At 63.3% G+C, this 24,622-nt stretch carries 25 protein-coding genes and 1 pseudogene; 14 read left to right on the forward strand and 12 right to left on the reverse strand.

Going from position 1 to position 24,622, the window contains the following annotated elements:
* The first annotated feature begins 34 nt into the window (after nt 1–34).
* Together U8L64_RS10320 and U8L64_RS10325 are read left to right on the forward strand one after the other, a co-directional pair.
* Nucleotides 35–337 (forward strand): hypothetical protein, encoded by a 303-nt coding sequence (locus tag U8L64_RS10320; protein ID WP_333396971.1) that lies wholly within the window; start codon nt 35–37, stop codon nt 335–337.
* On the forward strand, nt 334–612 hold the full coding sequence (locus U8L64_RS10325) for a pyocin activator PrtN family protein (RefSeq protein WP_333396973.1): 279 nt from the start codon (nt 334–336) through the stop codon (nt 610–612). The genes U8L64_RS10320 and U8L64_RS10325 overlap by 4 nt, the downstream gene beginning before the upstream one ends.
* On the opposite strand, the gene U8L64_RS10330 is transcribed toward U8L64_RS10325, so the two are convergent.
* Nucleotides 583–1,746, reverse strand: a complete 1,164-nt coding sequence (locus tag U8L64_RS10330) for a tyrosine-type recombinase/integrase (RefSeq protein WP_333396976.1) — start codon at nt 1,744–1,746, stop codon at nt 583–585. The genes U8L64_RS10325 and U8L64_RS10330 overlap by 30 nt on opposite strands.
* A 106-nt stretch (nt 1,747–1,852) precedes the next feature.
* Between U8L64_RS10330 and dusA the strand changes: the two genes are divergently transcribed.
* Nucleotides 1,853–2,863, forward strand: coding sequence for a tRNA dihydrouridine(20/20a) synthase DusA (gene dusA / locus U8L64_RS10335; RefSeq protein ID WP_333396979.1), 1,011 nt, complete (start codon nt 1,853–1,855; stop codon nt 2,861–2,863).
* A gap of 130 nt (nt 2,864–2,993) precedes the next feature.
* Nucleotides 2,994–3,920: a transaldolase gene (gene tal, locus U8L64_RS10340; protein WP_333396982.1), complete on the forward strand. Its 927-nt coding sequence runs from the start codon at nt 2,994–2,996 to the stop codon at nt 3,918–3,920.
* Here tal and rssC read toward each other — a convergent pair whose 3' ends face one another.
* Entirely contained in the window at nt 3,921–4,403 is a 483-nt protein-coding gene (gene rssC, locus U8L64_RS10345; protein WP_003288338.1) for an anti-sigma factor antagonist RssC, read from the reverse strand.
* Entirely contained in the window at nt 4,400–5,584 is a 1,185-nt protein-coding gene (gene rssB, locus U8L64_RS10350; RefSeq protein ID WP_043296229.1) for a two-component system response regulator RssB, read from the reverse strand. Before rssB ends, rssC begins: the two co-directional genes overlap by 4 nt.
* 206 nt (nt 5,585–5,790) lie before the next feature.
* On the opposite strand from rssB, the gene U8L64_RS10355 reads away from it, so the two are divergent.
* Entirely contained in the window at nt 5,791–6,090 is a 300-nt protein-coding gene (locus tag U8L64_RS10355) for a PilZ domain-containing protein (RefSeq protein ID WP_043296228.1), read from the forward strand.
* Between the two features lie 52 nt (nt 6,091–6,142).
* Here U8L64_RS10355 and U8L64_RS10360 read toward each other — a convergent pair whose 3' ends face one another.
* Nucleotides 6,143–6,841 (reverse strand): MlaA family lipoprotein, encoded by a 699-nt coding sequence (locus U8L64_RS10360; RefSeq protein WP_043296226.1) that lies wholly within the window; start codon nt 6,839–6,841, stop codon nt 6,143–6,145.
* Nucleotides 6,842–7,058: 217 nt separating this feature from the next.
* Between U8L64_RS10360 and U8L64_RS10365 the strand changes: the two genes are divergently transcribed.
* Entirely contained in the window at nt 7,059–7,325 is a 267-nt protein-coding gene (locus tag U8L64_RS10365) for a DUF4404 family protein (RefSeq protein WP_043296224.1), read from the forward strand.
* 15 nt (nt 7,326–7,340) lie between these two features.
* Here U8L64_RS10365 and queF read toward each other — a convergent pair whose 3' ends face one another.
* The 3 genes from queF to U8L64_RS10380 all read right to left on the reverse strand — a co-directional run bounded on the left by queF (nt 7,341) and on the right by U8L64_RS10380 (nt 9,958).
* Entirely contained in the window at nt 7,341–8,171 is an 831-nt protein-coding gene (gene queF, locus U8L64_RS10370; protein ID WP_333396989.1) for an NADPH-dependent 7-cyano-7-deazaguanine reductase QueF, read from the reverse strand.
* Between the two features lie 78 nt (nt 8,172–8,249).
* Nucleotides 8,250–9,029 carry an ABC transporter permease gene (locus U8L64_RS10375; protein WP_054093837.1) on the reverse strand — a complete coding sequence of 260 codons (780 nt, stop codon included), beginning with the start codon at nt 9,027–9,029 and terminating at the stop codon, nt 8,250–8,252.
* Complete coding sequence (locus U8L64_RS10380) at nt 9,026–9,958, reverse strand: ABC transporter ATP-binding protein (RefSeq protein WP_054093836.1); 933 nt, start codon at nt 9,956–9,958, stop codon at nt 9,026–9,028. The genes U8L64_RS10375 and U8L64_RS10380 overlap by 4 nt, the downstream gene beginning before the upstream one ends.
* Nucleotides 9,959–10,118: 160 nt before the next feature.
* Here U8L64_RS10380 and U8L64_RS10385 point away from each other — a divergent pair, with 160 nt between their 5' ends.
* The 3 genes from U8L64_RS10385 (at nt 10,119) to U8L64_RS10395 (ending at nt 12,883) form a co-directional block, all read left to right on the forward strand.
* Entirely contained in the window at nt 10,119–10,943 is an 825-nt protein-coding gene (locus tag U8L64_RS10385; protein ID WP_102827274.1) for a M23 family metallopeptidase, read from the forward strand.
* Between the two features lie 17 nt (nt 10,944–10,960).
* Nucleotides 10,961–11,503 carry a hydrolase gene (locus tag U8L64_RS10390; RefSeq protein WP_273526800.1) on the forward strand — a complete coding sequence of 181 codons (543 nt, stop codon included), beginning with the start codon at nt 10,961–10,963 and terminating at the stop codon, nt 11,501–11,503.
* Between the two features lie 90 nt (nt 11,504–11,593).
* Nucleotides 11,594–12,883, forward strand: a complete 1,290-nt coding sequence (locus tag U8L64_RS10395) for a mechanosensitive ion channel family protein (protein ID WP_043296214.1) — start codon at nt 11,594–11,596, stop codon at nt 12,881–12,883.
* 158 nt (nt 12,884–13,041) lie between these two features.
* Here the strand turns inward: U8L64_RS10395 and U8L64_RS10400 are convergent, their stop codons facing one another.
* A complete protein-coding gene (locus tag U8L64_RS10400; RefSeq protein ID WP_043296211.1) occupies nt 13,042–15,234 on the reverse strand; it encodes a TonB-dependent copper receptor in 2,193 nt (730 codons plus the stop codon).
* A gap of 54 nt (nt 15,235–15,288) precedes the next feature.
* Nucleotides 15,289–15,672 (reverse strand): DUF2946 domain-containing protein, encoded by a 384-nt coding sequence (locus U8L64_RS10405; protein WP_077683490.1) that lies wholly within the window; start codon nt 15,670–15,672, stop codon nt 15,289–15,291.
* Between the two features lie 322 nt (nt 15,673–15,994).
* Here U8L64_RS10405 and leuA point away from each other — a divergent pair, with 322 nt between their 5' ends.
* From leuA to U8L64_RS10430, 5 genes and pseudogenes are all read left to right on the forward strand, one after another.
* Nucleotides 15,995–17,665 carry a 2-isopropylmalate synthase gene (gene leuA / locus U8L64_RS10410; protein WP_077683491.1) on the forward strand — a complete coding sequence of 557 codons (1,671 nt, stop codon included), beginning with the start codon at nt 15,995–15,997 and terminating at the stop codon, nt 17,663–17,665.
* A 140-nt stretch (nt 17,666–17,805) separates the two neighbouring features.
* On the forward strand, nt 17,806–18,861 hold the full coding sequence (locus U8L64_RS10415; protein WP_077683492.1) for an NAD(P)-dependent alcohol dehydrogenase: 1,056 nt from the start codon (nt 17,806–17,808) through the stop codon (nt 18,859–18,861).
* A gap of 160 nt (nt 18,862–19,021) precedes the next feature.
* The gene (locus U8L64_RS10420; RefSeq protein ID WP_077683493.1) at nt 19,022–19,729 is read left to right on the forward strand and encodes an endonuclease; all 708 of its coding nucleotides are present in this window, start codon (nt 19,022–19,024) and stop codon (nt 19,727–19,729) included.
* Nucleotides 19,730–19,801: 72 nt separating this feature from the next.
* On the forward strand, nt 19,802–20,431 hold the full coding sequence (locus U8L64_RS10425) for a DUF2238 domain-containing protein (protein WP_077683494.1): 630 nt from the start codon (nt 19,802–19,804) through the stop codon (nt 20,429–20,431).
* Between the two features lie 5 nt (nt 20,432–20,436).
* A pseudogene (locus tag U8L64_RS10430) lies at nt 20,437–20,790 on the forward strand (DUF2784 domain-containing protein); the annotation flags it as partial.
* A 265-nt stretch (nt 20,791–21,055) separates the two neighbouring features.
* On the opposite strand, the gene U8L64_RS10435 reads toward U8L64_RS10430, so the two are convergent.
* From U8L64_RS10435 to der, 3 genes are all read right to left on the reverse strand, one after another.
* Entirely contained in the window at nt 21,056–21,850 is a 795-nt protein-coding gene (locus U8L64_RS10435) for an amidohydrolase (protein ID WP_273526793.1), read from the reverse strand.
* Complete coding sequence (locus tag U8L64_RS10440; protein WP_234302045.1) at nt 21,838–22,986, reverse strand: pyridoxal phosphate-dependent aminotransferase; 1,149 nt, start codon at nt 22,984–22,986, stop codon at nt 21,838–21,840. Before U8L64_RS10440 ends, U8L64_RS10435 begins: the two co-directional genes overlap by 13 nt.
* A gap of 92 nt (nt 22,987–23,078) precedes the next feature.
* The gene (gene der, locus U8L64_RS10445; RefSeq protein ID WP_043296194.1) at nt 23,079–24,563 is read right to left on the reverse strand and encodes a ribosome biogenesis GTPase Der; all 1,485 of its coding nucleotides are present in this window, start codon (nt 24,561–24,563) and stop codon (nt 23,079–23,081) included.
* Nucleotides 24,564–24,622 lie beyond the last annotated feature (59 nt).

Here is a 24,622-nt window from a genome sequence, read left to right on the forward strand (position 1 = left end):
CCGCTTCGCGCAGGCTTCCCGCGGGAGCACTTCAATGAGCTACACCATCTTCTTCAGCACCGAAATGCCCAACGACACCGCCCAGGTCAGCGGCCGCCTGCCGCGCAAGCCGCAGCGCTGGACGATGGAATGGCTGGTCAGGACGCCGGACGGCAAGACCCACGTCGACAACTCCCGCACCATCCAGCGCGCCACCTATGAGGAGGTGAACGCGATCATGGGCGCCATCATCGACGACATCAAAGCCGAGATCGGCGAGCTGGCCACGTTCATCAGCTACCGCCTGACCTGCCACGGCGGCACCAAGAAGCATCGCAAGGGAGGGAAGCGGCGATGAATACCGCATTTCTGCTGATGGCCCAGTACAACGGCCAGGCGATCATTCCTCTAGAGCGGGTGTGCTCGGACTATTTCAGCCATCTGACGCCGGACAAACTCCAGCGCAAGGTAGCCACTGGCGAAGTGGATTTGCCAGTGGTTCGCATCGAGGGAAGCCAGAAGGCCGCCAAGGGTGTGCACCTCACCGACTTGGCGGCTTACCTCGATGAGCAACGCCGAAAGGCCGTGGCCGAGAACGACAAACTACACGGTCGCTTCAAGCGAGCCGGCTGAGCTTTTGTCCGCTTCTTTCCCTCTGGCGCCCAGCTCAACGGGCGCCGCTATTATCCGCTCCAACCAATTCCAACCGGCGTAAGGGTCGCCGCGACCCCGCAAATGTGTGTAGCGCCGCAGCGAGTTCCAATCCCGATGGCCAGACACACTGGCCACCCGCGGGATGTCCCAGTCCATCTCGAACAGCCGGCTCACACCATCATGCCGGAGGTCGTGAAACGTCAGGTCGTCCAACTCCAGAAATTTGCCGGCCCGGGTGAACGCCGCGGAAATCGAGTCGCTGTTGTAGGGAAAGATCTCCTCACAGTGCCTCGGCATGCTTTTCAGAATCGCCCAGGCCTCATCAGGAAGGTGGCACCACACATCGTTACCAATCTTCTGACCGGGGTTCTTCATATCCCGAACCAGCACGGCCTGCCGCTTTTCATCCAGGTCGGCCCAGCGGATTCGCGTGATCTCTTCCTGACGGCGGGTGGAGAAAATGGCGAAACCGATGATCTTCGGCATGTTGATTGAGCTTGGCCGACGCTTCTGCGTCTCGAAGAAATACTCGAGCAGCTTGTCCAGCTCATCCGCCGTTGGCCGCCGATCGCGTTCTTTGCTCTTGGTGCGCACCCCGAGCTTTCGCAACACCTTGCGTGCGTCACCAACCGCATGCGGATCGACGTCATACCCCCAGGCAGGCTTTGCAACCGATAGCACCGCACCAAGGTGCGCCAGATCGTTGCCCACGGTCTGCCCCTTCACGCCGCCGCCCTCTGACCCCATCCGCCAGGTTGCGAACTCCACCAGCCGCTGACTGGTTACGTCGACGTCCGCCAAGTCTCCCAGCCAAGTGCTAGCGATCGCCTTCAATGTTGCACGTTTGGTCTTGCCCAGAGGGCGAATCCGTTCGTACTCCTCCAGGTACTGGTCGATGATGTCTCGCAGCGTAGACGCTTTCCGATTCGCACGAGCGAGCGCACCGGGCTCTGCCAGCTCCGTCTCCCGGCGCTTCACCCATGCTTGTGCAGTCTGCTTGCGGTCGAAGGTCTGGCTTTCTTGATAAACTACCTTGCCTTCGCGCTTGATCCTGATCTGCGCGGTATACCCAACCCCGCCGCCCTTCCGCGGCCGCGCCGTTATCGTCCCCATCCTTTGCCCCCGGTGCTACACGCCAAAATGGCGTCCTACAATGTAGCACCGAGCCTAAAAAAACGGGCAAAAACAGGCGAAAACGAGCAACAATCAGACAGCCGAAATGTTCGACAAACCAGCCGCAAACGCAGTAACCACGCGCCCCGGACCTTCACGCCGCTTTTCCGTCGCACCGATGATGGACTGGACGGATCGTCACTGCCGTTACTTCCTGCGCCAGTTGTCGCGTCACGCCCTGCTCTATACCGAGATGGTCACCACCGGCGCGCTGATTCACGGTGACGCCGCGCGCTACCTGCGATACGACGCGTGCGAGCACCCGCTGGCGCTGCAGCTGGGCGGCAGCGTTCCGGCGGAACTGGCGGTATGCGCGAAGATGGCCGAGGCCGCCGGCTACGACGAGGTCAATCTGAACGTCGGCTGTCCCAGCGATCGCGTGCAGAACAACATGATCGGCGCCTGCCTGATGGGCCATCCGGCGCTGGTGGCAGATTGCGTGAAGGCCATGCGCGACAGCGTCGGCATCGAGGTGACGGTCAAGCACCGGATCGGTATCAACGGCCGCGACAGCTATGCCGAACTGTGCGATTTCGTCGGTCAGGTGCGCGACGCTGGCTGCCGCAGTTTCACCGTACACGCGCGCATCGCCATCCTCGAAGGGCTTTCGCCGAAGGAGAATCGTGAGGTGCCGCCGCTGCGCTATGACGTGGCCGCACAGCTGAAACGGGACTTTCCCGATCTGGAAATCATCCTCAACGGCGGAATCAAGACGCTCGACGAGTGCGAAGCGCATCTGCACACCTTCGATGGCGTCATGCTTGGGCGCGAGGCGTACCACAACCCCTATCTGCTGGCTCAGGTGGACCAGCGGCTGTTCGGCAGCAGCGCGCCGGTCATCAGCCGCGCGCAGGCGTTGCGTGCCATGCGCCCGTACATCGAACAGCACTTGGCGAGCGGCGGCACGATGCATCATGTGACCCGCCACGTACTCGGGCTGGGCTCGGGCTTTCCCGGTGCGCGGCGCTTTCGCCAGATGCTTTCTGCGGATATCCACAAGGCCACCGACCCGCTCGCGCTGTTCGACCAGGCTGCCGCCCTGCTTGACGGACATTGATCGCCGACCAAGGGAACGCTGCCTTACCAGCCCCATCAAAGCACGCGTACCCGTGACTATCGGCCCGTTGTAGCGGGCTGGTGCGCTCGGGTAAGGTCATGCTCATTCACTGGACGGAGCCTCCCCTTTCATGACTTCCAAGCTGGAACAACTCAAGCAGTTCACCACTGTCGTCGCCGATACGGGCGACATCGACGCTATCGCCCGTCTGCAACCGGTGGACGCCACCACCAATCCGTCGCTGCTGCTCAAGGCCGCCGCGCTGCCGCGCTACGCCGAACATCTCAAGTCCGCAATGAGCCGCTGCCAGGGCGATGTCGGCCTGGCCTGCGATCTGTTCGCCGTCGCGGTGGGCGAGGAGATTCTCAAGCTGATTCCGGGGCGTATCTCCACTGAAGTGGATGCGCGCCTGTCCTTCGACAGCCAGGCGATGATCCAGCGCGCCGAGCGCCTGATCGGTCTCTACGAGCAGGCGGGAATCGGCCGCGAGCGCGTGCTGATCAAGATCGCCGCGACCTGGGAAGGCATCCGCGCAGCCGAGCAGCTGGAGAAGGCCGGTATCCAGACCAATCTCACCCTGCTGTTCTCCTTCACCCAGGCAGTGGCTTGCGCCGAGGCCGGCGTATTCCTGATCTCGCCGTTCGTCGGTCGCATTTACGACTGGTACAAGAAACACGAAGGCCGCGACTACCAAGGTGCCGAGGACCCCGGCGTGCAATCGGTCAGCCGCATCTACGACTACTACAAGGCGCACGGTTACGAAACGGTGGTGATGGGCGCGAGCTTCCGCAACGTTGGCCAGATCGAGGCGCTGGCCGGCTGCGATCGACTCACCATCAGCCCCGAGCTGCTCGGCCAGCTCAGCGAGGCCAGCGGCACGCTGGAACGCCGCCTGGCGCCGGGACGTGGCAGCGAGCCGTGCATCAGCCTGGATGAAGTCAGCTTCCGCTGGGGCTTGAACGAGGATGCGATGGCGACCGAGAAGCTGGCCGAAGGTATCCGCCAGTTCGCCCGCGATCAGGAAAAACTCGAAGCCCTGCTCAGGGCGCTCGCCTGATCAGGAACGCTCCAACGCGGTGACGAGGTCACGGAAGGCCTCGCGGTTGGATTCGTTGAGGCTCATCAGGATGCGGTGAGCCTCCAGCACCTTGGCCTTCACCACCTCTTCCGACTGGTCCTGCGATGGCAGGTCCGCCAGGCATTCCGGGCACGGTAACGGCCGGTCGACGATATTGAACACCTGATCGAAGCCCATCGACTGCAGCAGACGGGTGATGTCCGGGTGGGTGGTCACCAGCGTCGGCAGCATGCCGACCTTCTGCCGCGACAGGATCGACAGCTTGGCCAGCAACCCCAGCGTGGTGCTGTCGATGCTGCGGCTTTCCGTCAGGTCGATGACGATGGTGGAAAAATTCAGCGCCGAGAAAATCCGGTCGATGGTGGCGTCCAGCGCCGAACACAGCGTCAGGCGGATTTCACCGATGAACTTGAGGACGAAGGTGCCGTCCATCTCGGCGAACTGGATCTTACCCGTACTCATGCAAGGTTCCTGCTCAACACCAGCAAGGCGATATCGTCAGGCATGTCCGCCAGTTCGGCTAGGCCGAAGACACGGCGCAGGCCATCCAGCGTGCCACCGGCGCCGCTGATCAATTCCGGCAACGCCGACTCTTTTTCTTTGAGTGTATCGCCTGGCAAAAGGTCCAGAATGCCGTCCGAGAGCAGCGTGAGGCTGAAGGTTTCCGGGAGTTTCAGCTCGAAATCCTGATAGGTAGCCTCGACGAACAGCCCTACCGGCAGACCGCGCCCCTCCAGGTAATGGGCAGCGCCGCCGGTGTACAGCACCGGCATCGGCAGATGCCCGCCGATACTGTAGTGCAGCACGTCGCGCTCGATGTCGATCACCCCGCCGAGCATGGTCACGTGCTTGCCCAGCTTGCAGTTGATCAACCCACGGTTGATGTGATCGAGCACTTCGGAGGGTTTGAATTCACGCAGCGTGCCGCTGCGCCGCGACTCGTAGAGCAGCCGCGTGGTCATGAACTTCAGCAGTACAGTGACGAATGCCGACGACGCACCGTGCCCCGAGACATCGGCGAGGTAGAAACCGATCCGTCGCTCATCCACGCGGAAGTAGTCGACGAAATCGCCGGACAGGTACAGCGACGGGATGATCTGGTGGGCGAAGTCGAAACCGTCGGCGCTCCAGGGCGTCACCGGCAGCATGTTCATCTGTACCTGACGACCGGCATCCTGGTCTTCCTGCAGCAGGTGCAAGCTGGCCTGCAGATCGCGGTTGGCGGACTCCAGCTGCTCGCGATAGCGACGGTTTTCCAGGCGCAGACGGGAACGATCCAGTGCGCGACGCACCGAATGCTCGAGCATCGCCAGGTCTTCCAGCGGCTTGATCAGATAGTCTGCGGCGCCCAGGCGCAATGCCTCGACCGCATCGCTCATGACACCGGCACCGGATACCACGATGACCGGCAGATCGGTCTGGCGCTCGCTGATCTGGCGAATCAGTTCGAGGCCGTCCATCTGCGGCATGCGCAGGTCGCAGATCACCAGATCGGGCTGCTCGGCCTCGAACAGTGCCATGCCTTCCTGACCGCTGCTGGCCTGCAGGACGCGGAAACCACTGTCATCCAGATAGGCTGCAAGGCTGGCCCGCACCACATCGTCGTCATCTATGATCAGTAGCGTCGCGCTTGGTTTATGCATGTTCCTACCAGGCGATTTACGCCAGGATGATGAGCCAGTGCGTGGAGCCCGCGCGGTGCGCGGCACGAGGGATGTTTTCAAGGCGCAGACGGTACTCCCATACGAACAGCGTTTCAAGCCAGGCACCCTGGACCGGCCGCAGGCGTCGATGCCACGATGATCGCTGGCTATAAGAACTTCGACAAATAGATGAAAAGGACAAGCACATGAGCCAGAAAGACCGGGACTACAGCGAGAAGCGCGACTTCATCCGCATGCCTGTCGAATGCACCGTGCGGTTGCTGGACGGCGAACGGCAGATTCAGGGCAAGTGTCTCGACCTGTCGAGTACCGGCATGCAGGTCGTGGCGGCGACCAGCCTGAATGCCGGCGACCGGCTACGCGTGCTGATCGCCTCGCAACATCCGACGCTCAAGGGACTGGACGCCGAAACCGAAGTGATACGGGTCGCCACACTGGAAGACGGCCAGCAAAGCCTGGGCCTGGCGATACTGGCGATGGCCTGACGGAGAGGCCGCGTCAGGCCTTATGCCGGATTCATCGATCCGGCGGCGAGGATCAGAAGTCGTCTTCGACCTGGCCGTCGAGCGTGCGGAATTCGCGGTTCTGCAGGTAGGCGTTGCGGACGAACACATACTTGTCGCCAGTGATCATCTTCTCCGCCGACAGCAGGCCAGCACGGGTGTCGATCACATTCACGCCGCGCGTGAGGTTGCGTGACGGTACATGATCCATGTACGGATACGGCTTGAGGAAAGCATCCGGCACCAGTCCTGCGGTGTCGCGCACGGTGCTCGGCCCGAGCAGCGGCAGCACCACGTACGGTCCATTGCCCAGCCCCCAGACACCCAGCGTCTGGCCGAAGTCTTCATCATTCTTCGGCAGCCCCATGCGCGTCGCCACGTCGAAGAAGCCCAGCACGCCGAAGGTGGTATTGAACAGAATGCGACTGGTGTCGATGCCGGCATCGCGCACCTTGCCCTGCAAAAGGTCGTTGGTCAGCACCACCACATCGTCGAGGTTTCTGAAGACATTGCTGATGCCGTCTTCGAGAAAGGTCGGCGTCACCTTCTGGTAGCCCTGCGCCAGCGGTTTGAGGGTGTAGGTATCGAGCGTATCGTTGAAGCGGAACACCGCCCGGTTGACGCCCTCCCACGGGTCTTCCTCGGCAGCCTGCAGCGCCGGTACCGCCAGCGCTGCAGCGGCAACCAGAGCGACGTTGAAAAGCCCGAGGCACCGCGTGCCGAACTTGCGCATTGCAACTCTCCTGTTAGTCGGTGGCCGTGCCACCCTGCCGATCCAAGCGGCGAAGTATAGAACCATTCGCCGGCATTTCGGCAGCCTGCGGACGTGCGGAGGCTGCGCCGCCGCGGAGCATGGTGCAGACACAGACAAGCCAACGCGGCTGGTTTAACCTTCGTTCATCAGCACGGCTTGCCGCCGTGACGTTTCGCAACCATGAGAGGGAAGCAACATGCCGGCACATGATCTGCAGTCGCAGCTCGAAGAACTGCGTAGTCAACTGGCGCAGGACACCCCGCTGACCGAGGAGGAGCGCGCGTCGCTCCAAGCCATCGCCCTGGATATCGAAGCCCGCCTGGCCGATGACGGCGAGGCCGAGTACACCGACTCGCTGGTGGACGGCGTCAACCTCGCCGTGGAGCGTTTCGAAGTCAGCCACCCGAGCATGGCCATCACTCTGCGCAATATCATGCAGAGTCTGGCCAATATGGGCATCTGAACGGGACGACCGGGCTTACTGCCGCACCAGCCGGCGGTTGTCCGGCGTGAACGCCTCGGTGCTGCGGTACGGGTTGATGTCCAGCCCACCGCGGCGCACGTAGCGGGCGTAAACCGTCAGCCTGCGCGGCTGCAATAGCCGCTGCAGGTCGAGGAAGATGCGCTCGACGCACTGTTCGTGAAAGTCGGCGTGCTGGCGAAAGCTCACCAGATAGGCCAGCAGACTCTCCGGCAGCAGTGCCGGCCCGCTGTAATCCACCACCACGCTGCCCCAGTCCGGCTGGCCAGTCACCGGGCAGTTGGACTTGAGCAGATGGCTGTGCAGGCACTCCTCCACCTGGCGGCTCGCGTCACGGCGCAGCAGCTCCGGACGCGGCGCATCGTAATGCTCGATGGCGACGTCCAGCTCATCGACGCAGCGCCCCGGCAGCGTCGCCACGCCCTCTGCGGTCACTTCGTCGAGGCCGCGCAGGCGAACCGCGACCAGCTTGCCGGCGGCGGCGGAAAGATCGCGCTGCATGACCTCCAGCAGCGCCTCCTGCGAGGCGAAGATCGACTGGTTGAGCGAGTTCAGATAGAGCTTGAACGACTTCGACTCGATGATATTCGGCGAATCGGCCGGGATGGCGAACTCGCCGATGGCCACCACCGGCTTGCCCGACGGCAGCAGCCAGGACAGCTCGTAGCAGCTCCAGATGTCCACGCCGCGATACGGCAGCGTCGCCGCACTCAGGCCCAGCTCGGCCCATTTCGGCGCGCGCGGGATGGGGAACAACTGCTCGGGGCTGTAAGTGGCTATGTAGGCGCTGGACTTGCCCAGCGGCGAATGTTCTGCGGGATGCTGCATGGCGGGAACCTGAACGAAAAACGCCGCAAAGTGTAAAGCCTTGCGGCGTTTTTTTCAGCGCGGCGCGGTGCCAGGCGATTACTGGCGCATGCCGCGCCCACTCTTGAGCAGGCGCACGCAGAACAGGTATAGCAGCACCGCCGCCACGGCCATGAAACTGATCGCCACGCCGATGCGAATATCCGACACGCCGAGAATGCCATAGCGGAACGCGTTGACCATGTGCAGGATCGGGTTGGCCAGCGACAGCGTCTGCCAGAACGGCGGCAGCAGGTGGATTGAGTAGAACACCCCGCCGAGGTAGGTCAGCGGCGTCAGCACGAATGTCGGGATAATCGAGATATCGTCGAAATTGCGCGCATATACTGCGTTGATAAAACCCCCAAGAGCGAAGATCGTCGCCGTCAGCACGATCACCAGCACCATGACGCCGGCGTGATGGACCTGCAGATCGGTGAAGAACATCGACAGCAGCGTGACGATCACCGCCACCGCCAGGCCACGGGTGATGCCGCCCAGCGCGAAGCCGATGACGATGACCTGCGGCGACACCGGCGAGACCAGCAGTTCCTCAATGGAACGCTGGAACTTGGTGCTGAAGAAACTCGACACCACGTTGCTGTAGGAGTTGGTGATCACCGACATCATGATCAGCCCCGGCACGATGTAGTCCATGTAGCTGAACCCATCCATCTCGCCGATTCGCGCGCCGATCAGGCTGCCGAAGATGACAAAGTACAGCACCATGGTGATCGCTGGTGGTAGCAGCGTCTGCGGCCAGATGCGCGTGTAGCGGCGGATTTCGCGCTGCACGATGGTCTGCAGCGCGACCAGGTTGGGGCGCAACTCGGCACTCATGGGTTCACCTTCTGCAGATTGGTTTCCACCAGCGACACGAACAGTTCCTCCAGCCGGTTGGTCTTGTTGCGCAAGCTCAGCACCTCGATGCCCTGCGCGGCGAGCAGGCGGAACAGCTCGGTCACGCCCTGGCTCTTCTCCACCTGCACCTCCAGCGTGTGGTGATCGACCAGCCGCGACGGATAACTACCCAGCTCCGGCGGTACCAGCTGCGATTCCTTCAGGTCGAGCAGGAAGGTCTCCACGTGCAGCTGCTTGAGCAGTTCGCGCATGCTGGTGTTCTTGACGATGCGGCCGTGGTCGATGATGCCGATGTTGCGGCACAGCTGCTCGGCCTCTTCCAGATAGTGCGTGGTGAGAATGATGGTGATGCCCTCGCGATTCAGTTCGGTGAGGAACGACCACATCGAGCGGCGCAGCTCGATGTCCACGCCGGCCGTCGGCTCGTCGAGGATCAGCAGGCGCGGTTGGTGAATCAGCGCGCGAGCGATCATCAGCCGGCGCTTCATGCCGCCGGAGAGCATCCGCGAGGACACGTCGCGCTTGTCCCACAGCCCCAGCTGATGCAGGTACTTTTCGGCGCGTTCCCTGGCGATCTTCGCAGGAATGCCGTAGTAACCGGCCTGTGTGACGAGAATATCGAAGGCCTTCTCGAACTGGTTGAAGTTGAACTCCTGCGGCACCACGCCCAGGCAGCGCTTGAGCCCGGAAGGATCGCGATCCAGGTCGTGGCCGAACACGTTCACCGTACCGCTGCTCTTGTTCACCAGCGTGGAAAGAATGCCGATGGTGGTGGACTTGCCCGCGCCATTGGGGCCGAGCAAGGCGAAGAAATCGCCTTCGGCAACATCCAGGTCGATGCCCTTGAGGGCTTGGAAGCCGTTGCCATAGGTCTTGGTCAACTGCCGGATGGACAGAGCGTTATTCATATAAGAGGTGCACACAACGCCGAGGGATCATCCTAGATAAGGTCGCCGCGCCGTGATTGCAACCATCCATCGCCCGCCCGAGGTCCACCTGCCGGCAGAAGGCTTTCGCTGACCGGCCGTTTACGCGAGGATGGGCCGCCCCACCCAGACGGAACCGCTCATGCTGCGCACGCTCGTCCTTTCGCTGGCCCTGTGTCTGGCCGCTTCTGCCCAGGCTGACGGATTCATCACCCGCCTGCTGAACAAGCCGGTTCCGGGCGGCGTCGCCGTGATCGCGCTGGGCGACGCCGCCCAGGCGCCGCAGGTCCGTTATCAGGACAAACCAACGCTGGTGCTCCGCGAGGAAGGCCAGCGCTGGATCGCCATCGTCGGCATCCCGCTGTCAGCCCCGCCCGGTGCGCAAGCGCTGGAGGTCGACGGTCAGCCTCGGACCTTCCAGATCTCCGGCCGCGAATACCGCGCGCAGCACATCACGCTGAAGAACAAGCGGCAGGTCAATCCGAACCCGGCCGATCTGGCGCGCATCGAACGCGAACTGGCCGAACAGAATCGCGCCTATGCCCGCTTCAGCCCGAACCAGCCAAGCAACCTGCTGTTCGACCATCCGGTGGATGGCCCGCTGTCTTCGCCGTTCGGCCTGCGCCGCTTCTTCAACGGCGAGGAACGCAATCCACATTCTGGGCTGGATTTCGCCGCCCGAGCCGGCACCCCGGTGAAGGCTCCGGCAGCCGGCGAGGTGATCCTCACCGGCGATTACTTCTTCAACGGCCGAACGGTATTCGTCGATCACGGCCAGGGCCTGATCAGCATGTTTTGCCACCTCTCGGCGATCGACGTGAAGCTCGGCGACCGCCTGGAGCGCGGCGCCGTGCTCGGCAAGGTCGGCGCCACCGGCCGCGCCACCGGGCCGCACCTGCACTGGAACGTCAGCCTCAACGACACCCGCGTCGATCCCTCGATCTTCATCGGCGCGTTCAAACCCTGACCACAAGGAAAGCCACCATGCGCATCAGAGCCACGCAATCGACCCTGCTCATCATCGACATTCAGGAACGCCTGCTGCCGGCGATCCTCGACAGCGCGCTGATGATCGAAAACACCGCCTGGCTGCAGCAGATCGCGCAGCGTGTCGGCGTGCCGGTGCTGCTCACCGAGCAGTACAGCAAGGGCCTCGGCCCGACCGCCGCGGTGCTGCGCGAAGGCGTGCCGGATGCCGCGATTCTGGAGAAGATGGAATTTTCCAGCGCCGCCGACGGCGAACTGTTCAAAAGGCCCGGCGGCGAGCGCCAGCAGTTCGTGATCTGCGGCTGCGAGACCCACGTCTGCGTCATGCAGACCGTGCTCGACCTGCTGGAGCACGGCAACCAGGTGTTCGTTGTCGAAGAAGCCGTCAGCTCGCGCCGCACCTCGGACAAGGCGCTGGCGCTGACGCGCATGCGCCAGGCCGGCGCACAGATCGTTTCGCGTGAGATGGTGGCGTTCGAGTGGATGGAGCGCGCCGGCACCGAACTGTTCAAATCGATCAGCCGCGAATTCATCCGCTGATCCCTTCTGTAGCGCACCGGCGGTCGGGAATTTGCTAAGGTCCCGCCGTTCGGGCGGCCGCGCAAGCCGCCCTTCTCTGCTGGAGCGCCCATGAAGGAAGAACTGACCATCGCCCTGGACTGGCTCGGCAACCATCCCGAGCTGCAAACCCTGGCGGCCTGTACCGCCCTGATCTTCGCCGCCTGGCTTTCCAACTGGATCGTCAAACGCATTCTGGTGCGCGGCCTCTACCGACTGCTGCGCCATGCCGGCGACCCGCAGCTGCAGGACTTCGGCGTCATCAAGCGGCTATCCAACATCGTCCCGGCGCTGGTGCTGTCGATCGGAGTGAATGCCGTACCCGGCCTGCCGGAAGCGGCTGTGACGGTAGTACGCAACGTCTGCGGCGGCTTCATCGTGCTGACTATTGCGCTGGCGCTCGGCGCGGTGCTGGACATCGTCAACCTGCTGTACCAGCGCCGCGCGGACGCCCGCATTCACCCGATCAAGGGCTATCTGCAGGTGGTGAAGATCGTCGTCTACGCGATCGCCACCATCCTCATCATCGCCACGCTGATCGACCGCTCACCGCTGATCCTGCTCTCCGGCCTCGGTGCGATGGCCGCAGTGCTGATGCTGATCTTCCAGGACACCCTGCTGTCGCTGGTGGCCAGCGTGCAGATCACATCCAACGACCTGATCCGTGTCGGTGACTGGGTGGAAATGCCGCAGCTCAACGCCGACGGCGACGTCATCGACATCGCTCTGCATACCGTGAAGGTGCAGAACTGGGACAAGACCATCACCAGCATCCCCACCAAGCGCTTCATCTCCGACTCGTTCAAGAACTGGCGCGGCATGCAGGAAAGCGGTGGCCGACGCATCAAGCGCAGCCTTTTCCTGGATCAGCAGAGCGTGCACTTCCTCGACGCCGAGGAGCGCAAGCGCCTGTATCGCTTCAGCCTGCTGGAGGACTACCTGGTCAACAAGCGCAAGGAGATCGACGAGTGGAACGCCAAACTTGCCGAGCGCGGCCAGGAACCGGTCAACACGCGCCGCGCCACCAACATCGGCACCTTTCGCGCCTATGTCGAACGCTACCTGCGTGCGCATCCGGGCGTGCACCAGAACATGACGTTGCTGGTGCGCCAGCTGAGCCCGACCGCGGACGGCCTGCCGCTGGAAATCTACTGTTTCACCAACACGGTGGTCTGGGCGCAGTACGAAGCGATCCAGTCGGACATCTTCGATCACCTGCTGGCAATCCTTCCGGAGTTCGGCCTGCGGGTGTTCCAGCATCCGAGTGGAAGCGATATGCGTGATTGGCGCCAGTCGCTGGAATCGCGCGACGCGCCGGCGCTGCAGCAGCCGGACGAACATCCGGCCGAAGTGGTGGGTTAATCGTAGGTTGGCGCTGAGGCACGAAACACTCATCACAGCCTTGAGCACTGCCCATTGCGTCGTCCCTGACGCCAGCGCCGCGAGCTGCCCCGAAACGCTCCGCGCCTCAGCGCCAACCTACGTCCGGAGCGGGTGATCCCGCTCCTAGCAGCCGTGAATCAGAAACTCATGTCGACGCGCGCCCAGTAGGTGCGCCCCGGCTCGTTGACCCGTGTAGTCGGATCGAGCCCGTAATCGGCGAAGCCCGCGCTGCCGGCCAGGTTGAGGTGCTCGCTGTAGTTCTTGTCCAGCAGGTTGTCGATGCCGGTGCTGAACTTGAAGTTCTTGTTCAGCCGATAGGCACCGTTGACCGCCAATACCCCGAAACCCGAACTCTCGTCGAAGTCCTTGCCGACCACCGTACCCTGGTTTTCGGCGACCCGGCCCTGCGAAGCCACCACACGCCAGAGACCACTGGTGCTCCAGTTGTCACGTTCGTAGGTCAGGCCCAGACGTCCTTCCAGCGGCGGGATCTGCGGCATGGCACGATCATCGCTGCGGTTCTTGCCCCAGGCGTAGGCCAGGCTGGCATCACCCTTCCAGTTGCTGGTGAAACGGTAGCTTGCACCCGCCTCGGCACCGGCGATGGTGGCGTCGATGTTGCTGACATCGGCGCGCATCATTCCCGGCATCACCCCAGGCACATAGCTGAACAGGATGTAGTCCTCGACCACTCCGGCGTAGGCGGATACCCAGGCCTCCAGCGGCCCCTTGGCGTACTGCAGACCGACGTCCAGCTGCGTGGTCTTTTCCGGACGCACGGAGTCGAACGGCTGCACGGTGCCGACCGGCCCCGGATTGGAGACGAACAGCTCCCAGTAGTCGGGGAAGCGCTGCGCGTGGCCAAGCCCGGCATACCAGGTGGCCGGCAGGCTGGTCAGCTCCTCCTCGTAACGCACGAAGCCGCTGTACAGCGTATCGCGGCGGGTTTCGCCGGCGGTGGGGTTAGCCCAGTCACGCTTGACCATCGGCATGCTGGACGGATCGTGGCTATTGAAGAATTCGCGCTGATCCTCGGCCTCGTGCAGATCTACCCGTACGCCGCTGACCACTTTTTGAGTGTCCGTGATATCCCAGGTCAGCTCGCCAAACAGTCCATAACTGTGCAGCATCGCATCCGGTACCCACGGCAGAGCGCCGCTACCGGCCGCGAGCACCATTTGGTTAACGGCCTTGGTCGGATCCATCACCTTACGGTGTTCGCTGCGCTGCGCATCGACACCGGCCTTGAGCTCGACATCGGTCCACTGCCAGGTGCCGACCAGACGCCCACCGACGGTGCGACGATCGACCCGCGAAAGCGTTGGATTCGGCATCATTCCGCCCGGACTGCGCAGGCTGAAGTTGTCCATGATGTGATCGGCGTAGTTGTAGTAGACCTGCGCCTCCAGCCCGTAGAACGTTTCGCCGATATCGGTCTTCTTGAAGCGCAGCCCCAGGCTTTCGCGCTGGAACTGGCTGCCGTCCATGCCTCGTCCGGCATAGCGCGCATAGCCGTCGCCGCGCCCGGCGGTCAGTTCAACGAGCGTGTCGGCATCCGGCGTCCAGCCCAGCGCGACATCGGTGTTCCACTTGTCGTAGCGCGACGGCACGGTGTCGCCGTTGCCATCCTCGTAATCGTCGGCCTGAGAGCTGTTGGCCATCAGCCGCGCGTAGCCCTGCTCGCTGCCCGCCGCGGCATCGATATTGCGGTCGAAGCGGCCGTTGGAGCCGGTCAGCAGGCTGGCGTTGATGCGATAGTCCGGTTCGCTGAACTGCTCCGGCTCACGCTCGAACAGGATCGTTGCCGCCGAAGCCCCCGGGCCCCAGAGCACGCTCTGCGGTCCTTTGATGACGGTCAGCTTGTCGAAGGTATCCGGACTGATGTACGAACTCGGCGAGTCCATGCGATTCGGGCATGCACCCAACATCTCCCCGCCGTTGCTCAGCAGTTTCAGCCGCGAGCCGAACATGCCGCGAAACACCGGATCGCCGTTCACCCCGCCATTACGCACCGCAGAAAAGCCCGGGATGGTCTTGAGATAATCGCCGGCGTCGCTGGCCGGAACCGGCTGGCGCGGAATCTTCGGATCGGTGACCACGGTCAGCGGCGACTGCTGGGCGACGCCAGTGATGACCATCGGTGCCAGCTCGACCGAGTCGGCCGCCTCGGTGTGGTGCGAGTGATCCATCGGTTCGGCGGCCAGTGCAGCACCGCTGAGCAGGCTTAGCAATGCGGCGTGCGCCAGTTGCCAGCGGCGGCGCGATGGATGAAACGAAAAATCAACAGACAGGCGCGAGCGCGCCGCACAGCCAATAGTGTTACTGGACATAGTTCTTTCCACATCTGCATTTTTGAATAGCCGCATGTTGGCGGCCTTGAACATTCAACTCGGCAGATATGGCGGGGCACGCGGATGGCCGCTGCTGCGGCGCTCGGCAGACAGCAGCGGCGCCTGCGGCAGGGCGTGGAAATAGGCAGGACGATGCAGCGGCAGCGCCAGGTCGACGGACAGGCTCAGCGGCGGGTTGAGCGTGAGCAGTTCGCAGTAGCCACACAGCTCCAAGGCCGTCAGCCAGGCCGGACCGTCACTGGCAAGCGCTCGATGGTGCGCGACCGCCTTGGCCGGCGCGCCCTCCTCGGCGTGCTCATGCGCCGCGTGGTGATGCTCGCCCATGGCCGCCGGTTCCGGCGGTGGTACCTGGAGCGCGGAATACAGCGGGCCGACATGAATCATCAGCATGGCAAACAGGCCAAGCCAGATACTCAATGTCGAAAGCCCTTTGCGCGTCACCGACGAATCCCTTGCTCGAACAACCTGATTGACCGCCCAAGGCGGGTGCGGCGGGATGATCGCATGTCATCGCACCGAAGTGGTGCGGCATGGCGCCGCAGAATTACATAGCAAACGAACAGCTAATAATTTCCACAAGACAGAATCCTGTTGCCGAAACTGCGATTAATTGGTGGTTTCTGCCATTTTTAAAAGCATTGTTGCAATCCGCTCATATAAAACCATAACGTTGGCGTCATGAACGACTGCAGCGGCAGGTGAATCGCTTCCCTGCCTGCGCCAACAACAGGGAAACGCCATGACCATGCTCAAGAATCCGTCGACGAAATATCGCGCCTTTCCAACCCTCGCCATGCCGGACCGCACCTGGCCGTCGAAGACCATCACCCAGGCACCGATCTGGCTGAGTTCCGATCTGCGCGATGGCAACCAGTCGCTGATCGAGCCCATGGACGCGGCGAAGAAGATGCGTTTCTTCAAGACGCTGGTCGCGGTAGGCCTCAAGGAAATCGAGGTGGGCTTCCCCTCCGCCTCGCAGACCGATTTCGACTTCGTGCGCGAGCTGATCGAGGGCGGTCATATTCCCGACGACGTGACCATCCAGGTGCTGACGCAGGCCCGCGAAGACCTGATTACCCGCACATTCGAGTCGCTCAAGGGCGCCAAGCAGGCCATCGTTCACTACTACAACGCCACCGCGCCGAGCTTCCGCCGCATCGTCTTCAACCAGGACAAGGCCGGGGTGATCCAAATCGCCGTGAACGCCGGCCGCATCATCAAGCGCCTCGCCGAGCAGAACCCCGAGACCGCCTGGCGCTTCGAGTATTCGCCGGAGATCTTCAGCTCCACCGAGCCGGAGTTCGCCGTCGAGGTGTGCAACGCGGTGGTCGAGGTGTTCCAGCCGACCCCGGCGAACAAGCTCATTCTCAACCTGCCGGCCACGGTCGAGGCGGCCACGCCCAACGTCTATGCCGATCAGATCGAGCACTTCTGTCGAAACATCGCGCGTCGCGACAGCGTACTGGTCAGCCTGCACACCCACAACGACCGCGGTACCGGCGTGGCGGCGACCGAGCTGGGCCTTATGGCCGGCGCCGACCGGGTCGAAGGCTGCCTGTTCGGTAACGGCGAGCGCACCGGCAACGTCGACCTCGTCACCGTGGCGCTGAACCTCTACACCCAGGGCGTCGATCCGCAGCTGGACTTCTCCGACATCGATGCCGTGCGCAAGGTGGTCGAGGAATGCAACCAGCTGCCGGTACACCCGCGCCATCCCTACGTCGGCGATCTGGTCCACACCGCGTTTTCCGGCTCCCACCAGGACGCGATCCGCAAGGGCTTCTCCCAACAGGACCCAAACGGCATCTGGGAAGTACCTTACCTGCCGATCGACCCGGCCGACATCGGCCGCAGTTACGAGGCGGTAATTCGCGTCAACAGCCAGTCCGGCAAGGGTGGCATCACCTTCCTGCTCGAGCAGGAATACGGCATCAGCCTGCCGCGGCGCATGCAGATCGAGTTCAGCCAGGTGGTGCAGAAAGAAACCGATCGCCTGGGTCTGGAAATGAGCGCCAAGCAGATCTATGCGCTGCTGGAAGCCGAGTATCTGCAGGCAACCGCGCCGTACGCACTCAAGGGCCACCGGCTGCAAGAGGAGAACGGTACCAGCGCGCTGGATGTCGAAGTGCTCGCCGATAACCAGTCGCAGCACTGGCGCGGCATTGGCAAGGGCCCGCTGGAGGCGCTGGTCGCCGCCTTGCCGGTCAAGCTGGAGATCATGGACTACCACGAGCACGCCATCGGCGCCGGCAGCAACGCCAGGGCCGCGGCCTACATCGAGGTGCGCCTGGATGGCGAGCGCCCGCTGCATGGCATCGGTATCGACGAAAACATCACCACGGCGAGCATCCGCGCGCTGTTCAGCGCCCTGAACCGCGCCTTGCGTGAAGCCGGGACGAAGGCGGCCTGAAGCGAAACCGCACGATCGCAAGGGATGCCAAGGCATCCCTTTTTTTATCGCTGCTACAGCATCCGTCAGCAACCACGGCCACGCACGGGCGGTCTACCCTGTTCACCACCCCGCGCCCTCTCACGCACCAGGAGCTCTCCATGATCGATGCACAGGGCTATGCCGCCCAGAACGCTAACAGCCCGCTCGCACCTTACCGCTTCCAGCGCCGCTCGCCGGGCGAACACGATGTCGAGATCGAGATCCTGTTCTGCGGCGTGTGCCACTCCGACCTGCACACCGCGCGCAACGAATGGAACAACACGCTCTATCCCTCCGTGCCCGGGCACGAGATCGTCGGCCGCGTCAGTGCTGTCGGCTCGGCGGTGAGCACCTTCAAGGTCGGCGACCTCGCCGGGGTCGGCTGCCTGGTCGACAGCTGCCGCAACTGCCCCTCCTGCGGCGAAGGATTGGAGCAGTACTGCGAAAACGGCTTTGTTGGTACCTACAACGGTCCGGCGTTCGGCGGCGGCGAGAACACCTTGGGCGGCTATTCGGACCGTATCGTAGTGGATGAGAAATACGTGCTGCGCATCCGCCACACCGACAACCTGGCCGCCGTCGCGCCGCTGCTGTGCGCCGGTATCACCACCTACTCGCCGCTTCGCCAATGGAAAGTCGGCCCGGGACAGAAGGTCGGCGTGGTCGGCCTCGGCGGGCTCGGTCACATGGCGGTGAAGATCGCCAACGCCATGGGCGCGAAGGTGGTGCTGTTCACCACCTCGCCGGACAAGAAGGACGATGCCTTGCGCCTGGGCGCCTCGGAAGTGGTGGTGTCGAAGAACAAGGACGAGATGGCCGCACACGCCAACAGCTTCGACTTCATTCTCAACACCGTCGCCGCGCCGCATAACCTCGACGCCTTCGTCAACCTGCTCAAACGCGACGCCACCATGACACTGGTTGGCGCGCCGGCCTCGCCACATCCTTCACCCAGCGTGTTCGGGCTGATCTTCAAGCGTCGGCGCATCGCCGGCTCGCTCATCGGCGGCATCGCCGAGACGCAGGAAATGCTGGATTTCTGCGCCGAGCACGGCATCGTCGCGGATATCGAGATGATCCGCATGCAGGACATTAACCAGGCCTACGAGCGCATGCTCAAGAGCGATGTGAAGTACCGCTTCGTGATCGACATGTCGACACTCACCGCAGCCTGAGCGGACAACGCCTGCCCCCGCTCTCCGAACGAGGGCGGGACAGCCCGCCGTTCGTCGAAAAAATACACAACCTTTTGTTTTTATTGACCTTTCCTTCAGCGCAGAAGGCTAATATGCCGCGCCGCATGGATGCGTTACTCGTTCGGTTGTCGAGAATGCCATGCGCCGCTTCAGTCTTCTGCTGCTCCTTGTTTTCTGCGGTGCCGCCGCCCATGCCGACGCTCCGCGCACCTTTCGCGAAGCGAAAAAGCTAGCCTGGCGAATCCACGCCGAGCGCCCGGTGGATTTCTACTGCGGCTGCCGCTACCGCGGCAATCGCATCGACCTGGCCAGCTGCGGCTATATACCGCGCAAACAGCCACAGCGCGCCGCTCGTGTGGAATGGGAGCACATCGTCCCCGCCTGGGTGATTGGCCATCAGCGGCGCTGCTGGCAGCAGGGCGGACGCAAGCATTGCGCTGCCAACGACCCGGTATTCAGCCGAGCCGAGGCGGACCTGCACAACCTGGTTCCGGTGGTTGGCGAGGTCAACGGCGACCGCAGCAATTTCGGTTTCGGCATGCTTCCCGCCCGGCCTGGGCAGTACGGCGCATGCCCAATGGTGGTGGATTTCAAGCAGCGCACGGCGATGCCGCCCGAACGCAGTCGCGGCGCTATTGCCCGCACCTACCTGTACATGAGCGAGCGTTACCAGCTCCGCCTGTCCCGCCAGGACCGGCGGCTCTACGAGCTGTGGGATCGCCGCTACCCGGTCAGTGAATGGGAACGCTGGCGCAACCAACGCGTCGCCTGCGCGCAGGGCAATGCCAACCGGCATGTCGGGACCGTCAATCTGCAGCGCTGCACCGGCGACTTCGCCAGTCGCTGAGGCAGCCGGGCGGCTTGTCGCCGTTCATCGGCAGCGGCATGCTGTGGGCATCGATACCATCGCCAGGACGCCATGCAGAACAACACGCTCTACGTCACCCTCGGTCTGATCGTGCTGCTGGCGCTCATCCTGTCCGGCATCCAACCTTATGACCGAGCGACCTGGCTGCTGGAAGTCAGTCCGGTGCTGCTCGCCGCCCCCGTGCTGTTGGCGACCCATCATCGCTTCCCGCTCAGTCGCCTGCTCTACATTCTGGTCGCCTTCCATGCGCTGGTCCTGATCCTCGGCGGCGCCTACACCTACGCACGGGTTCCGCTCGGCTTCTGGGTCCAGGAGCTGTTCGATCTACAGCGCAATCCCTACGACAAACTTGGCCATTTCATGCAGGGGCTGGTGCCGATGCTGCTGACCCGCGAAATCCTGCTGCGGCGGCGCTACCTGACGCCTGGAGCGATGCTGAATTTCCTGGGGATCTGCGTGGCGCTGGCGATCAGTGCATTCTACGAGCTGATCGAGTGGTGGGTTGCGCTGATTGCCGGTGGCGGCGCCACCGATTTCCTCGGTACCCAAGGCGATCCTTGGGACACGCAGTCGGACATGCTGCTGGCCTTGCTCGGCGCCAGCGCGGTGCTGCTCGGCATCGATCGTCTGCAGGATCGGCAGATCACCGCGCTCAAGACGCACAGCAAGTCCGAGGGCTGATCGCCATGCCCTACCGCCTCGGTGCCGACGCACTGCTGATCCTGCATCTGGGATTCGTGCTGTTTGCCCTGTTTGGCGGGCTGCTGGTCGCGCGCTGGCGCAGGCTGCTGCCGATTCATCTGCTGGCAATGGGCTGGGCGATCTACGTCGAGCTGGCCGACCGCGGTTGCCCGCTCACCCACTGGGAACAGACGCTACGCCGGCTGGCTGGCGAGACGGGCTACAGCGAAGGGTTCATCGAGCATTACGTGCTGCCGCTGCTCTATCCCGGCTGGCTGACGCTGCCGGTGCAATACGTTCTGGCCGGCGTGGTGCTGATCAGCAATGTACTGGTTTACGCATGGGTCTGGCATCGCCGGCGCCGCTCGCACAACGCAGCGTCATCCCCCGAGCACGCCCGCATGTCGCCCGCTCCGGCTGCACAGCCTGTCGCTAGACTGCAAAGAGCATCTTGCTGGGCGCTCTACCGGATCGATGACAATGGCAACGAAGTGGAAATGCACCGTTTCAGCGATTACCGCGCAGCCGAACAGGCGATGCATGACTACGAACGGCGCGGGCACAAACAGGCCTACCTCCTGCGCGAGGTGCGCTAGCGCCCCAATTTGGCTTCGCGGCGCCGCGTTATAGCTGGAGCTCGAAGGCGTCGCCGTCGTGATAGGCCGGGAAGCGCTCACGGAACGCTGCCAGATCGCGCGCGCGCAGCGTGCAGCGCAGAACGCCGTCGTGTTCGCCGGCATCGAGGAGGGTATCGCCCTTGAAATCCAGCACTTGGCTGTCGCCACTATAGGCGTGTCCCTTGCCATCCTCGCCGATACGGTTGACCGCGGCGACGAAACACAGATTCTCGATCGCCCGCGCCGGTAGCAGGCGGTTCCACGCATCACGGCGGGCAGCCGGCCAGTTGGCGATGTACAGCAGCAGGTCGGTACCGTGCGGGTCGCGACTCCAGACCGGGAAGCGCAGGTCGTAACAGATGAGCGGCCGCACCCGCCAACCGTTCAGCTCGAACACCGCCTGCCGGGCCCCCGCCGTGTAATGCTGATGTTCGCCAGCCATGCGAAACAGGTGGCGCTTGTCGTAATGCAATATCTGGCCGTCAGGACGCGCCCAGAGTAACCGGTTGCGATGGCTGCCATCGGCGGCCTCGACGATCAGGCTGCCGGTCACCACCGCATCGAGCCGTACCGCCTGTTCGCGCAACCACGCGTAGGACGGCCCCTCCTCCGGCTCGGCCAGCGCCGCCGCCTCCATCGAGAAACCGGTGGTGAACATCTCCGGAAGGATGACCAGATCGGCGCCGCGGGCCTGTTCCAGCATGGTGGCGAAGCGCTCACGGTTGGCCGGCGCGTCGTGCCAGGCCAACGAAGTCTGGACCAGCGCCAGTTCGAGATCGGGCAGGTTGTTCAGATCGCGCATAGTCGTTCCGCCGCCTGACGCAGCGTCTCCTCTCGTTTGGCAAAGCAGAAGCGCACCAGCCGCAGCCCCTGCGGCGGCCGCTGGTAGAAGACCGAAATCGGAATGCTGGCCACCCCGTGCTCGCGGGTCAGCCACTGGGCCATCGCCACATCGTCGAGATCCGGGCGAATGGCCGAATAGTCGACCAGCTGAAAATAGGTACCCGCGGCCCGTTCGAAACGCAGGCGCGAGCCGGTCAGCAGATCGCAGAACAGATCACGCTTGGCTTGATAGAACGCCGGCAGCTCGATGACGTGCTCGGGGTGCTTGGCCATGAAATCGGCCAGCGCCCACTGCAACGGCGTCACCGCAGTGAAGCTGACGTACTGGTGCACCTTGCGTAACTCGTCCGTCAGCGCCGGCGGTGCGACCACGTAGCCGGTCTTCCAGCCGGTAACGTGGTAGGTCTTGCCGAACGAACTCACAACGAAGGCACGCTGATACAGTTCGTCATGGCGCAGCACGCTGGCGTGCTCACGACCATCGAACACCAGATGCTCGTAAACCTCATCACTAAGCAGGTAGATGTCACGCCCGCGAATCAGCTCGGCGAGGCGAGCCAGTTCGCTACTTTCGATCAGCGCGCCGCTGGGATTGTGCGGGGTATTCAGCACGATCATCCGGGTGCGCGACGTGAGCGCATCGGCAAGGCGCTGCCAGTCGATCCGGAAATCCGGCAGGGTCAGGGGCTGGTGGACGCACACACCGCCGGCCAGCTGCACGGCAGGCTCGTAGCTGTCGTAGCAGGGATCGAACACGATGACTTCGTCGCCGGCACGAACCACCGCCTGGATCGCGCAGAAGATCGCCTGGGTGGCCCCGGGACTGATGGTGATCTCGCGGTCGGCGCAGGCGTTTCGACCGTAGAGCGAACGCACTTTGGTCGCCACCTGCTCGCGCAAGGCCGGCAGGCCGGTCATTGGCGCGTACTGGTTGTGCCCGGCCATGACGTGCCGCGCCAGCGCTTCGCGCAGTGCCGGCGGACCGTCGAAATCCGGGAAGCCCTGCGACAGGTTGAGCGCCCCGGCTTCGGCCGCGAGCTGCGACATGGTGGTAAAGATGGTGGTGCCGACGTTCGGCAGTTTGCTGGTAATCATCGATACGAAACGCCAGGGCTCGGGGGCTTGGATTGAGACCGAGCATGCACGCCGCCGCCCGGTCCGTCCAGCCTCTGTCCCGGCGCTCGCCGCTAGCGCTTCTTGTCGCGACGCTTCTTCTCGGCCTTCTTGTGATGGCTCATCAAGCGGCGTTTCTTGTTGACCTGGCGATCGGTGAGGGTGTTCTTCTTGCCCTCGTACGGGTTCTCACCGCCCTTGTACTCGATGCGGATCGGCGTGCCGACCAGCTTCAGGACGCGTCGGTAGGTGTTCTCCAGATAACGCGAGTAGGACTTCGGCACCGCATCGACCTGATTGCCGTGGATCACGATCAGCGGCGGGTTGGCGCCGCCCAGGTGCGCATAGCGCAGCTTGATGCGGCGGCCGGCGACCATCGGCGGCTGGTGCTCGCGCACCGCGTCCTCGAGGATCTGCGTCAGGCGGCTGGTTGGCCAGCGAGTGACCGCGGAGGTGAACGACGCCTGCACCGACTTGTACAGGTGCCCGACCCCGGTGCCATGCTTGGCCGAGATGAAATGGATATCGGCGAAGTCGACGAAAAACAACCGGCGCTCCAGCTCGGTCTTCACGTAGTCCTTTTCGCCCTGCTCCATGCCATCCCACTTGTTCAGCGCGATGACCAGCGCACGACCGGTTTCCAGCACGAAGCCGAGCAGGTTGAGATCGTGCTCGACGACGCCCTCACGGGCATCCATGACGAAGATCACCACGTTGGCGTCCTGGATCGCCTGCAGTGTCTTGACTACGGAGAACTTCTCCACTGCCTCGAAGATCTTGCCGCGCCGACGCACGCCGGCGGTATCGATCAGCGTGTACTTCTCGCCATCGCGTTCGAACGGAATGTAGATACTGTCGCGCGTTGTGCCAGCCTGGTCGTAAACGATGACCCGCTCTTCGCCGAGCATGCGGTTGACCAGCGTGGACTTACCAACGTTAGGCCGGCCGATGATAGCGATCTTGATGCCATCCTTCTCGCTAGGCCCGGGGATGCGCTTGGCTTCCTGCCCCTGCGCAACTTCCTCGGCAACCTCGCCTTCGACCGTCTCGCCCTCTTCGGCGTTGTCCTTGGGGAAGATACCCAGCGCCGCATCCAGCATGTGGCTGATGCCACGACCGTGCGCCGCCGCGATAGGCAGCGCATCGCCCAGCCCCAGCGGGCTGAACTCAGCTCGCGCGAGATCAGGATCGACGGTGTCGACCTTGTTCGCCACCAGGAAGCTGCGCTTGTTCCGCTTGCGCAGGTGCTCGGCAATCATCTGGTCGGCGGCAGTCAGCCCCGCGCGCGAGTCGACCATGAACAGCACCGCATCGGCCTCCTCGATCGCCTGCAACGACTGTTCGGCCATCTTCGCGTCGATGCCTTCCTCATCACCGGAAATGCCCCCGGTGTCGATCACGATGTAGGTGCGCCCCTGCCATTTGGCCTCGCCATACTGGCGATCGCGGGTCAGGCCGGCGTACTCGGCGACGATGGCGTCGCGGCTCTTGGTGAGCCGATTGAACAGGGTGGATTTGCCGACGTTCGGGCGCCCCACCAGAGCTATTACGGGAACCATGCGGCTCTCCATTGCGATATTTCAGAAAACACGAAGGCCGCTGCGAGGCAGCGGCCATA

Source organism: Pseudomonas sp. FIP_A4 (assembly GCF_036701605.1).
GTDB classification, from domain to species: domain Bacteria; phylum Pseudomonadota; class Gammaproteobacteria; order Pseudomonadales; family Pseudomonadaceae; genus Stutzerimonas; species Stutzerimonas phenolilytica.

Coding starts and splice junctions, on each gene's coding strand:
- U8L64_RS10320 (WP_333396971.1), top strand. CDS start 35: ATGAGCTACACCATCTTCTTCAGCACCGAAATGCCCAACGACACCGCC.
- U8L64_RS10365 (WP_043296224.1), top strand. CDS start 7,059: ATGCCGGCACATGATCTGCAGTCGCAGCTCGAAGAACTGCGTAGTCAA.
- U8L64_RS10435 (WP_273526793.1), bottom strand. CDS start 21,850: ATGCGCGATCTGAACAACCTGCCCGATCTCGAACTGGCGCTGGTCCAG.
- U8L64_RS10355 (WP_043296228.1), top strand. CDS start 5,791: ATGAGCCAGAAAGACCGGGACTACAGCGAGAAGCGCGACTTCATCCGC.
- rssC (WP_003288338.1), bottom strand. CDS start 4,403: ATGAGTACGGGTAAGATCCAGTTCGCCGAGATGGACGGCACCTTCGTC.
- U8L64_RS10385 (WP_102827274.1), top strand. CDS start 10,119: ATGCTGCGCACGCTCGTCCTTTCGCTGGCCCTGTGTCTGGCCGCTTCT.
- U8L64_RS10330 (WP_333396976.1), bottom strand. CDS start 1,746: ATGGGGACGATAACGGCGCGGCCGCGGAAGGGCGGCGGGGTTGGGTAT.
- tal (WP_333396982.1), top strand. CDS start 2,994: ATGACTTCCAAGCTGGAACAACTCAAGCAGTTCACCACTGTCGTCGCC.
- U8L64_RS10375 (WP_054093837.1), bottom strand. CDS start 9,029: ATGAGTGCCGAGTTGCGCCCCAACCTGGTCGCGCTGCAGACCATCGTG.
- U8L64_RS10325 (WP_333396973.1), top strand. CDS start 334: ATGAATACCGCATTTCTGCTGATGGCCCAGTACAACGGCCAGGCGATC.
- der (WP_043296194.1), bottom strand. CDS start 24,563: ATGGTTCCCGTAATAGCTCTGGTGGGGCGCCCGAACGTCGGCAAATCC.
- dusA (WP_333396979.1), top strand. CDS start 1,853: ATGTTCGACAAACCAGCCGCAAACGCAGTAACCACGCGCCCCGGACCT.
- leuA (WP_077683491.1), top strand. CDS start 15,995: ATGACCATGCTCAAGAATCCGTCGACGAAATATCGCGCCTTTCCAACC.
- U8L64_RS10380 (WP_054093836.1), bottom strand. CDS start 9,958: ATGAATAACGCTCTGTCCATCCGGCAGTTGACCAAGACCTATGGCAAC.
- U8L64_RS10420 (WP_077683493.1), top strand. CDS start 19,022: ATGCGCCGCTTCAGTCTTCTGCTGCTCCTTGTTTTCTGCGGTGCCGCC.
- U8L64_RS10390 (WP_273526800.1), top strand. CDS start 10,961: ATGCGCATCAGAGCCACGCAATCGACCCTGCTCATCATCGACATTCAG.
- U8L64_RS10440 (WP_234302045.1), bottom strand. CDS start 22,986: ATGATTACCAGCAAACTGCCGAACGTCGGCACCACCATCTTTACCACC.
- queF (WP_333396989.1), bottom strand. CDS start 8,171: ATGCAGCATCCCGCAGAACATTCGCCGCTGGGCAAGTCCAGCGCCTAC.
- U8L64_RS10395 (WP_043296214.1), top strand. CDS start 11,594: ATGAAGGAAGAACTGACCATCGCCCTGGACTGGCTCGGCAACCATCCC.
- rssB (WP_043296229.1), bottom strand. CDS start 5,584: ATGCATAAACCAAGCGCGACGCTACTGATCATAGATGACGACGATGTG.
- U8L64_RS10400 (WP_043296211.1), bottom strand. CDS start 15,234: ATGTCCAGTAACACTATTGGCTGTGCGGCGCGCTCGCGCCTGTCTGTT.
- U8L64_RS10415 (WP_077683492.1), top strand. CDS start 17,806: ATGATCGATGCACAGGGCTATGCCGCCCAGAACGCTAACAGCCCGCTC.
- U8L64_RS10425 (WP_077683494.1), top strand. CDS start 19,802: ATGCAGAACAACACGCTCTACGTCACCCTCGGTCTGATCGTGCTGCTG.
- U8L64_RS10360 (WP_043296226.1), bottom strand. CDS start 6,841: ATGCGCAAGTTCGGCACGCGGTGCCTCGGGCTTTTCAACGTCGCTCTG.